This is a genomic window from Bartonella sp. CL434QHHD (assembly GCF_042195145.1).
Lineage (GTDB): Bacteria > Pseudomonadota > Alphaproteobacteria > Rhizobiales > Rhizobiaceae > Bartonella.
In genome coordinates, this window is the sequence record NZ_JBHINT010000004.1 from 43950 (window position 1) to 53585 (window position 9636).

Sequence of the window (9636 nt, forward strand, 5' to 3'; positions counted from 1 at the left end):
ATATAAAAATTTTAAAATTAATCTTGTTGCATTTGCAAAAACTGTTCTAGCGCGGCATTTTCACCTTCCGGCAACATAATGCGAACATGCACATAAAGATCATCTCTTGTACCATTTTTTAAACGAAGCCCTTTCCCTTTCAACCGTAAAACGCGATCAGAACTTGACCACGCAGGAATCGTTAAAACCACACGTCCCTCCAACGTCTCAACTTCTTCTTTTGCTCCCAAAACAGCATGTTTAAGAGAAACTGGTAAATCAAGATGAAGTGCTCTTCCTTCAACCCGAAAACGAGGATGTTTTTGAATCTGAATGGTTATCAACGCATCTCCTGCTTGCCCAAGAGCTACCTCTTCTCCCTGACCTTTTAAACGAATAACCTGTCCGTCTTCAATATAATATGGAAGTTTAATTTTTAACTTTTTTCCATTTGGAAAAACAGCTTCCACCTTTTCTGCGCCAACCATCTGCTCTAGTGTTATGGCAAGATTAGCACGAACATGTGCTCCTTGTTGGGGACGGTTATAGTGTGTGGAATTCGAAAAGCTACCTCCTCCTCCAAACAGATCCCGAAAAATATCACTCGCATCAAAACCTGCACCACCTGAAGAGGAAAAATCAAATCCCTTTGCTCTTCCTGAAAAGGGATTTTGTTTATTGCTAAAATTTTCACCAGTACCATAGGCTTGATAAAGCGGTTTTCCTTCCATATCAATTTCACCGCGGTCAAATTGTGCCTTTTTATCTTTATCACCTATAATTTCATAAGCTTGATTAATTTCAGCAAATTTTTCTTTAGCCTTTGCATCATCTCTATTATGATCTGGATGATACTTCTTTGCTAATCTTCTAAATGCCGATTTAATCTCTTGCGATTTTGCGGTACGTGCCACACCCAGAATCGTGTAGGGATCACGCATATTGCCCTCTTTTCAATTTCTTCGTTTTCAAAATATCAACTGATACGTTGTTAATACCCTTATAACTTCATCAATCTATTCTAGAGAATAATTTCTTCTTTTCTCTTTATATGTCTATCAATAAACTAAAATACCAGATAAAATGAGATATTTATTTAATATAGCTCCTTGTAGTCTATGCTAAAGTAAAAATAATTAAACTACCATAGAAATACACGATAGCATTGGCTTTTTGAAAATAAGGAAAAATGGTACTGTGACTTCTTGATGATAAAGTAAATGAGAAAATGCCTCACCCATGCTCACTGATATTTGGAGAAACTATGAGCAAAAAAATACCAACAGATGATCATTTTATGCAAATGCAAAAACCTTTTGAACTTTTCGCAAAGTGGCTTGAAGAGGCAACGATAAGTGAAATAAATGATCCGAATGCTATGGCATTAGCAACAGTTGACGAAACAGGACTCCCTAATGTTCGTATGGTTCTCCTCAAAGACTACAGTCCCCAAGGCTTTGTCTTCTATACCAATTATGAAAGCTGTAAAGGACAAGAAATTTTAAAATCAATGAAAGCATCCTTAGGTTTTCATTGGAAATCGCTCCGTCGTCAGGTAAGAATTAGAGGAATTGTTGAAAAAGTAAGTCAACAGGAAGCCGATGCCTATTTCCAATCACGACCACGTGGTAGTCGAATTGGTGCATGGGCATCTAAACAATCTCAACCTTTAGACAATCGTTTTGTGCTCGAAAAAGCAATTGCTCAATATACTGCGCGTTATGCTCTAGGTAATATTCCACGACCACCTTATTGGTCTGGGTTTCGTGTTAAACCCCTTTCTATAGAGTTCTGGTGTGATCGCCCATTTCGTTTACATGATCGTCTGCTTTTTACACGAGATTGTGTTGAACACAGCGATTGGAAAAGACAAAAACTTTATCCCTAATCCTTCAAATTTCATCGTTATGAAGATTTTTTCTTCCCAACAGTTAAACAAATATTTTTTATTTGAAAAATTCTAAAAGAAGATGATTTATTTTATTTAAATAGAAGAATTTCATTTCCACTGTAACAGTTGATTAGTAATATTTTCTACTGTATCGCTTAAAAATAGATTAGCAACAAGCTTATTTAAAAAAACATACTGTATTCAGTAGAAACTATGATTTTAGCTAACTTATTTTTAGACCGCAGGATAAAATATCGTCCATATACCCCCACATACTAAACCAGCAAAAATCACAAAACCAATAAGCGAATTAGATTTGAAAAGCCTGAGGCATTGTGAACTGTCATCTATATCAATGACTTTAATTTGAATAAACATATGGATGCTTGCCACAAAAATCCCCAAAAAACTAAGAACAGGGACTCCAGCTAAATAAAATGCTAGACTAATGAACATCACAAAACCACCATACAAAAATACTAAAGCACGCTTGGTTGCTTTACCAAAGAGAAGAGCCGTAGAACGGACACCAACAGTAACGTCATCTTCTTTATCTTGATGTGCGTAGATTGTATCATATCCTATGGTCCACAAAATTGATCCTACATAAAGCAAGATTGGTGCCCAGCTTAAACTTCCAAAGACAACAGCCCACCCCATTAATGCCCCCCAATTAAACGCAACGCCTAAAAAAAACTGCGGCCAATATGTTACGCGTTTCATAAAAGGATAAAATGCAACAGCTATCAATGACGAAATACCTAGAAAAAAACTAAACCTATTAAATTGTGATAAAACAACTAAACCAACCAAACATTGCACAAGTATAAAAACTCTTGCTTGAAACCGACTCACATGACCTGTCGGCAATGGGCGAGAACGTGTCCTTTCTACCTGAGCATCAATTTTATGGTCAATAAGATCATTCCAAGTACATCCTGCCCCTCGCATAGCAATAGATCCCAGAAAAAAAAGAAAAAGATACCAAACCCAATGAAGAAACATTGATAAAAGAGTATCGTAATGCATTTTATAAGAGAAAAAAGCCATTGTTGTTGACCAAAAACAAGGCCACATCAACAATTGCCATCCAATAGGCCGATCCCAACGCGCCAATTGCGCATAAAACCATAAAGAACAGGGAAGGAAATTGTAAACCCATTGTTTGGAAGATGCATCCATAACCCGTCCTTGGCTATCATAGGACTGAACATGCGCGATATTTTTATTTTTTTTCATCAAATGATTTACCTTTGGTCTTGCGATAGAGACATTTCATTCTTATGAGAAGGGGATGAGATTAATCATCTTTTATGAGAGGAGCAAGCAATGAATATTCTTCTTATTGGCTCAGGTGGACGAGAACACGCTTTAGCATGGAAAATAGCAGCATCACCACTGCTAACAAAGTTATACTGTGCTCCTGGAAATCCTGCAACAACAGAATTTGGTGAAAATATTAATTTAAACATTGATGACCATTCCCTTGTTATTGATTTTTGTAAAGCACGTTCTATTGATCTTGTAATTGTAGGACCAGAAGCACCATTGGTTGCGGGTATAACAGACTCTCTTAATAGCGCTAACATCTGTGTATTTGGTCCTACTCAAAAAGCTGCTCAACTAGAAGGTTCAAAAGCTTTTACAAAAGATTTATGTCGTAAGAATAACATTCCTACAGGAAGTTACCAATGCTTTAATGATGCCTCTAAAGCTAAAGCTTACATTCAGCAACAAGATGTTCCCATTGTTATTAAAGCTGATGGCTTAGCAGCTGGCAAAGGTGTTGTGGTTGCAACAACTATGGAAGAAGCATTTAACGCAGTTGATGCCTGCTTCAAAAGTACATTTGGAGATGCAGGAAACAAAATTGTTGTAGAATCTTTTCTTGAAGGTGAAGAAGCAAGCTTCTTCTGCCTTTGTGATGGTAAAGTTGCTCTTCCTTTTGGATCTGCTCAAGATCATAAACGTGTAGGTGATGGGGATATTGGAGCAAACACCGGTGGTATGGGTGCTTATTCACCAGCGCCCATCATGACCAAAGAAATAGTGAATCGTACTCTCAAAGAAATTGTTGAACCAGCTTTAAAAAGCATGAAAGAAATGGGCGCTCCCTTTAAAGGTATTCTCTTCGTCGGATTAATGATAACGCAAAAAGGACCCGAATTAATTGAATTTAACGTACGATTCGGTGATCCTGAATGTCAAGTTTTAATGATGCGCCTCAAAGATGACATTTTGCCAATTTTTCTTGCTGCTGCTCAAGGAAAACTTGAAAATAAGCCTCTTCGGTGGTCTGAAAAAGCTGCTCTCACCGTTGTTATGGCTGCTAATGGTTATCCAGACTCTCCCCAAAAAGGTACTGTTATCCGTAACGTTGATCAAGTAAACTCTCTTCCCGATGTGAAAGTTTTTCAAGCTGGTACAGTGTTGCGTGATGGAGAACTCATTGCAAATGGTGGACGTGTTCTCAATATAACTGCAACAGGAAAAACGATTACGCATGCACAAAAACGTGCCTATGAAGCTGTTGATTGTATTGATTGGCCAGAAGGTTTTGTTCGTCGTGATATCGGATGGAGAGCCGTTGCGCGAGAAAATAAAATCCTTTGAATATTCTTTTTTACGATTTTATTATTTTATATAAGAGCATGACACACAAATTTTCTCACTGTTTTACGTTGACCATAATTTTGAAAAAATGAGTGTGCTTTCCTTTGAACAATCAAATATTATAAATAGAATATCTACTCATGATAAAATAGGAAAATTTTTTGAATCCGAAAATGTAATATAAAATGATCATTTTACTGTTACTTTAAACGTATTTTCTCATCATTTTTATAAACACTTTCTTTCTTATAAAGTCCTGAAGAAAAACATATATACTATCATTTCTTTTATCTATCGCGTTTTTAATGAAATTCCGCTTTTACAAAAAATAAAATGCCCAAAAAAGATAGTTATATTATTCACATACAAATTCTTAAACAATACCTCTCATGCTCATCACTCCCATTTTACAACACTACCTGCAAATAGTATAAATCCACTCTTCCATCTTTCTGGAATAAAAACCGATACCATCTTTGTATTTTCCAACTCTCAATATTACGATCACCCTTTCTATCTAAATGATTTTGATTATAAGAGAGAGAGATGAAATAAGAATATTCTGCAATATTCAAAGCTCTCATTCAACATGGAGAAATTATTTATAAAAAAATTCAAAAACACTTCCAGCAAGCTGCTGGTGTTTTTATGATGTGGCAAAAACCCAAAATTATACCGCCAAAAAAAACAGTTTCTATTGTTATGAAAACCGTTTTTACCTCTCCGAAAAAAGCGTTTTACATAATCGATTCCTGCTGCCAATGTATGGTGTCAAAAAACTCTCATTTACAATCATTGACTTCCTCTTTTTGTTTTCAAGAACCAAAAGTCACACCAAATCCCGTCTGTAAAGGTCTGGATTCTCATTGAGCGGGTTCCTCTTGCTTCCCACTCCTATGCTGCACTTACACAAATACCTACAAGCAAACTTAAGAATATTTGCCATATCTCCTAAAACACTTCATGTGTGAAGTTTACATGCCTTATATTACCGCTCCAAACAACGATGTTTTACAGCACAACAAGATAAATGCTGACGGTAGTACAAAAATAAATGCATGTTAATATTACTGGAGTGCAATTCGATTCGCAATCACCAAACGCAAGCCTAACGGATTGCTATAACGAAGTAAAAAACGCTTTTGTTTAGAATGTGCTGTTGTACCAAAAAATCGATGTAAATCAGAACGATCTTTTACAACCAGAATGCGATTATCTTCATTGATCATAAGCATGGGAAGGCCATAAGTATCCGCCCATAACCGCCAATCCAGAAGAACATTATTCAAATCTCTGGAAACCAAAAGTGGTATACAAGCTTCCTCATCGGCATGAAGTAATTCTAATGCAACAGCTCTTTCTCCTGAACGCGTTTTTACGGTACGTGCTGCAATTCCTTGGAAATGATAAGGGGGTATTAAATGCGATAAACTTGAAGGCATATCCGTTTTAAAAGAAACACCACGCTCATTTAACGAACAAATAACCTGATTACCCGTTTTGGATGAAAAATATGTCGTCGTTTGTGGCAAATGGCACGGATCTAACCGAAATTCAAGCACCGCTTTTGCCTGATTAAAGCATTGATTAGCCATATACATTATCCCAATTTATCTTAAATAACATACACCCTTTAGCAGCTTTTTCTCATTGGATTATTAAAAGTTTGAATAAAAAACAACTGGTTTCTTTTTTGGTTATTAAAATCTAAACAAAAATACATGATCACCATTCTTGAATTATAATACTTTTCCAGGATTCATTATCCCTAAAGGATCGAGCGTTTTTTTAATCCCTTGCATAATATCCAATGCGACAGGCGATTTAAAAGAACGAAGTTCTTCGCGCTTAAGCTGACCAATTCCATGCTCAGCAGAAAATGCACCTCTATAGTCCACCACTAAACTATGAATGCGATGATTCATTGTTGACCATAACTGCAAGAACACTGTCGTATCAGCTCCTACAGGTTGTGTAATATTATAATGTAAATTTCCATCGCCCATGTGTCCAAAACAAATCACCCGTGCTCCTGGAGCAATATCTTCTACAATAAGCGCTGCCTCAGCAATAAAATCAGGAATAGAAGCAAGTGGGATTGCAATATCATGCTTAATGGACCCTCCTGCTAACTTTTGTGCTGATGATATACTTTCTCGTAATTGCCAAAAAAAATCTTGCTGTTTTAAAGATTGCGCAACAACTGCATCTTCTATCACCGCATTCTTTAAAGCTTCTTCTAAAATAGTACTCAATACCGATAATGCCTCATCATTGCCTTGCAACGATGAAATGTTCATTAATACATACCATTCATGTTTCCGCTGAAGAGGAGGCTTCTCACACATCTTATAATCTAAAGCCATTTGCAAACTGAGATTTCCCATGAGCTCAAAACCTGTCAACATCCCTCCTCCATATTCTTGAGCCAGAGATAAAAACTCTAAAGCCTTCGCCGGACTATATAATCCCACCAAAGCAACAGCTTTTCCTTTTATTTTTGGAAACATCTTCAAAACGGCTGCGGTTATAACTCCCAATGTGCCTTCTGCACCAATAAAAAGATCTTTTAAATCGTAACCGCTATTGTCTTTTTTAACAAAACGCAAATCATCTAAAATACGCCCATCCGGTAAAACAACTTCTAAACCAAGACAAAGATCACGCATATTGCCATAAGCTAAAACAGCTGTCCCTCCAGCATTCGACGAAAGATTGCCTCCTACTTGGCAAGAACCTTCAGATGCCAAAGAAAGAGGGAAAAAACGACCTGATTCATCCACTTTTTTCTGTAAATCCTGTAAAATAACACCAGCCTCTACAACAACAAAATTTCCCTCAAGATTTATAGCTCTAATCTTATTTAATCGCTCCATGGATAAAAGAACGCTCCCTCCTCTTTCATCTGGTTGTTGTCCCCCCACAAGCCCTGTATTTCCACCCTGTGGCACAATCGGTGTGCGCGTTTTGCTCGCTAACTGCATAATCGATGAGATCTCTGCGCAAGAAGATGGACGTAAAAGTAAAGGTGTTTTTCCATGAAAAAGCCCACGCTCTTCAAGCAAATACGGCGCAATCAACGCTTGATCTGTTATAGCATGCTTAGCACCAACAATTTCCCTAAACCCCTCAATTAATTCCTGCTCCATGTTCATTTCTCCTTTGGAGCTGCAGCCCGTATAAGACGATCATTGATAGCCTCCCCTAATCCGTATGATGGAATAGGTTCTACTGCGATACATCTCACTTTAAATGAATCTAATTCCTTCATATATTGAAATAAATGAGAGGCTGCCTCTTCCAACTTTCCATCTTCGCTAAGGTTTAAAATAGAAACGGCATTTTCAGCCCCCATAACACGCTTTGAACCAAATGCTAAAAGCGCTTCACCATTTTCCACCTTTTCTACATTCAAACGAACCGTGGCATTGGGGGCATAATGCGATTTTAACATCCCAGGAGCTTCAATCGCCGCCCTTTGATCTATCCGTTTTAAAGACTTCCCCACAACTTCTTCAATTTTATCAGCCGTAAGCCCCCCTGGACGCAAAAGATAAATATTTTCACCACAAATTTTAATAATCGTTGATTCTAGCCCTATTTTAGCAGGTCCTCCGTCCAATATTAAAGGAACAGATTCCCCCAAAGATGCAAAAACAGCCTCAGCTGAAGTAGGGCTAAGACGCCCCGATTGATTCGCACTAGGAGCAGCAAGTGGACGGCCAAAATGTTGTACCACTTCCGCAAAACGACTGTCTGGAAAACGAACAGCCAAGGTATTCAAACCAGAGGTTGTTAAAGGATGGATATTATGCTGTTCCTTTAAAGGCAAAACCAATGTCAAAGGCCCTGGCCAAAATTCCTCCATTAATTGGCGTGAAAGAAAGTCAATTTTAACATAACGTTGTGCCATTTCGATGCCGCTAACATGCGCAATAAGAGGATTAATTTGCGGACGACCCTTTGTAGAATAAATAGAAGAAATTGCCCTCCCATTGGTTGCATCGCCCGCTAATCCATAAACAGTTTCCGTTGGTAACGCTACTAACTTCCCTTTTTCAAGAAGCGCTATTGCTTCTCTTATCGAAGCACTATCGAGTGGTAGAATCGTCATGATACATCATTTCTATAACACTCTTTTAGTGATATTATGCTCTTTTTTATTCATATATCACATTGATTTTATATAGTTTTTTTTAAAAGTGCGAGGTTCATAAATAAAGGTTAGGGAATAGGATTTTCCAATATTCTTCTACAAAACATATCTTATTCTGCCAACTTTCTCTAATCATTTTTTGAATTTTGCTAAGTTCTCTTGTGAAAAGCTATTGTTGAAACTCTTGACATAAACTTAACGTGTAGTACATTGTACTACAATTGAATAGGAGGTTTAGCAATGGGAAAAATTCAAGCCCGCATACCTGATGAAGTTCAAGAAATTGCAAGTGCAGTTATTAAGTCTACGGGTTTAACTGTATCGGATGCAGTACGCATGTTTATGACCCGCATTGCTAGAGATCGAGCATTACCGCTTGATCTATTCCAACCAAATCCGGAAACATTACGAGCTATCGAGGATGCTGAAATGAGACGCATCGAACATACATCATTAGACGGCTTAAGGACCATGATACGGGAAGATAGAACCGAAATGCGTAAATCTGAAAAGCAAACCTAAGCTTGCTATGCGGGAAATTGTCTATACGCGTTCATTCCGGTGTGATCTTAAACATGAAAGCAAAGGTAGGTATGCTAATGCACTAGAGGAGAATTTACTGCTTGTGGTCAAAGCGTTAGCGGAGAATGAACCGCTAACGGCGCATTGGAGAGATGTGCCGGCTTTTTATCAGTTCCTCTGTAAAACACAAAACATAACACATCTTGCTTTTCGTCTGCTTATCATTACAGGGGTTCGCTCTAACCCTTTACGTCATATTCATAAAGATCAAATTGATGGGGATATATGGATCATACCTGCTGAGAATATGAAAGGAAAACGTGATACAACAAAAGAATTTCGCGTGCCCTTATCATCTGAAGCATTAAAAGTAATTGAACAAGCCCGCTGTATTTCTAAAAGTGATTTCATCTTTTCACTTACCGGTCGTGGTCCTCTTTCACATACGATGATGGCGGCGTATATGAGAAAAAAT

Annotated in this window: 8 protein-coding genes and 1 pseudogene; 4 read left to right on the forward strand and 5 right to left on the reverse strand. The window is 37.6% G+C overall.

Annotated features, from left to right (window positions below; translation table 11 throughout):
- Positions 1 to 17 precede the first annotated feature (17 nt).
- The gene (locus tag ACFILN_RS00330; RefSeq protein WP_273791343.1) at positions 18 to 920 is read right to left on the reverse strand and encodes a J domain-containing protein; all 903 of its coding nucleotides are present in this window, start codon (positions 918 to 920) and stop codon (positions 18 to 20) included.
- A 323-nt stretch (positions 921 to 1243) separates the two neighbouring features.
- Here ACFILN_RS00330 and pdxH point away from each other — a divergent pair, with 323 nt between their 5' ends.
- Entirely contained in the window at positions 1244 to 1867 is a 624-nt protein-coding gene (gene pdxH, locus ACFILN_RS00335) for a pyridoxamine 5'-phosphate oxidase (RefSeq protein ID WP_375628318.1), read from the forward strand.
- A 237-nt stretch (positions 1868 to 2104) separates the two neighbouring features.
- Here pdxH and ubiA read toward each other — a convergent pair whose 3' ends face one another.
- On the reverse strand, positions 2105 to 3109 hold the full coding sequence (gene ubiA / locus ACFILN_RS00340) for a 4-hydroxybenzoate octaprenyltransferase (RefSeq protein WP_375631380.1): 1005 nt from the start codon (positions 3107 to 3109) through the stop codon (positions 2105 to 2107).
- Between the two features lie 90 nt (positions 3110 to 3199).
- Here ubiA and purD point away from each other — a divergent pair, with 90 nt between their 5' ends.
- The gene (gene purD / locus ACFILN_RS00345) at positions 3200 to 4483 is read left to right on the forward strand and encodes a phosphoribosylamine--glycine ligase (protein WP_375631379.1); all 1284 of its coding nucleotides are present in this window, start codon (positions 3200 to 3202) and stop codon (positions 4481 to 4483) included.
- Between the two features lie 1067 nt (positions 4484 to 5550).
- Here the strand turns inward: purD and ACFILN_RS00350 are convergent.
- The 3 genes from ACFILN_RS00350 to ACFILN_RS00360 form a co-directional block, all read right to left on the reverse strand.
- Complete coding sequence (locus ACFILN_RS00350) at positions 5551 to 6078, reverse strand: DUF6101 family protein (RefSeq protein WP_012754813.1); 528 nt, start codon at positions 6076 to 6078, stop codon at positions 5551 to 5553.
- A 144-nt stretch (positions 6079 to 6222) separates the two neighbouring features.
- The gene (locus ACFILN_RS00355) at positions 6223 to 7632 is read right to left on the reverse strand and encodes an FAD-binding oxidoreductase (protein WP_273791339.1); all 1410 of its coding nucleotides are present in this window, start codon (positions 7630 to 7632) and stop codon (positions 6223 to 6225) included.
- 2 nt (positions 7633 to 7634) lie between these two features.
- Positions 7635 to 8597, reverse strand: coding sequence for an L-threonylcarbamoyladenylate synthase (locus tag ACFILN_RS00360; RefSeq protein WP_375664732.1), 963 nt, complete (start codon positions 8595 to 8597; stop codon positions 7635 to 7637).
- Positions 8598 to 8879: 282 nt separating this feature from the next.
- Here ACFILN_RS00360 and ACFILN_RS00365 point away from each other — a divergent pair, with 282 nt between their 5' ends.
- Positions 8880 to 9161, forward strand: coding sequence for a type II toxin-antitoxin system RelB/DinJ family antitoxin (locus ACFILN_RS00365; RefSeq protein ID WP_273791337.1), 282 nt, complete (start codon positions 8880 to 8882; stop codon positions 9159 to 9161).
- Positions 9162 to 9306: 145 nt separating this feature from the next.
- A pseudogene (locus ACFILN_RS00370) lies at positions 9307 to 9636 on the forward strand (tyrosine-type recombinase/integrase); the annotation flags it as partial.